The 733-nt window shown below is 63.6% G+C and carries 1 protein-coding gene; it reads left to right on the top strand.

The window, feature by feature from the left end; all coding sequences use genetic code 11:
* A partial coding sequence (locus BIU91_RS18655; protein WP_139196880.1) for a glycosyltransferase occupies window positions 1-733 on the top strand: 733 nt, incomplete at both ends.

The following is a 733-nucleotide window of genomic DNA, read 5'->3' as shown; positions in this document are numbered from 1 at the left end:
ACCCGGTACCGGGTTCAGCGGGGTTCGAGCACCCAGCCTCACCAAGTGGCTCCGAGAACACAGCAACGACATCGATGTCTTACACGTCCACGCCGGTCGCCACGCTTTCGATCTCGAGATTGCCGTGACGGCGCGGCGTGTTCACCTCCCTTACGTCCTGCAGACCCATGGAATGGTGATGCCGAGTCGGCGACCGTTCGCCCGCGTTCTCGACCGCGTGGTGACCAGGCCTGTACTCCGCGAAGCCGCGTCCGTGCTCACACTGACCGATACCGAAGCCGGAGGGATCCGATCAGTCGAGCCGCTGGCTACCGTCCGATCCGTCCACAACGGGCTCGAGTTGTCCGAACGGCCTTCCCGCGAGAACCACAAGGTTCCAGAAGTGCTCTTCCTCGCTCGCTTGCACCCCCGGAAGCGAGCGTCGGCCTTCGCGGAGATGGCCAGGATCCTCACGGAGCGTGGTATCGAGGCCACGTTCTCGATCGTCGGCCCAGACGAAGGTGATCTGGACGACATCGAGACCTTCATCCAGGACAATCCGACTGTCCCGCTGTCGTACGAGGGACCGATCACACCGGGCTCCGGAGCCAGCAGGATCGCCCGATCGGACATCTACGTTCTTCCGAGCCGTGGCGAGGTGTTCCCGATCTCGGTCTTGGAGGCGCTCTCTGCGAGCACTCCCGTCGTCCTCACCTCTGATTGCGGAATTGCCGACCGTCTCGCTCAGGCCGAT

The organism is Curtobacterium sp. MMLR14_002 (assembly GCF_001864975.1).
GTDB classification, from domain to species: domain Bacteria; phylum Actinomycetota; class Actinomycetes; order Actinomycetales; family Microbacteriaceae; genus Curtobacterium; species Curtobacterium flaccumfaciens.
The sequence above is the reverse complement of the archived record's forward strand: the minus strand, read 5'-3'. Positions and strand labels throughout refer to the sequence as shown.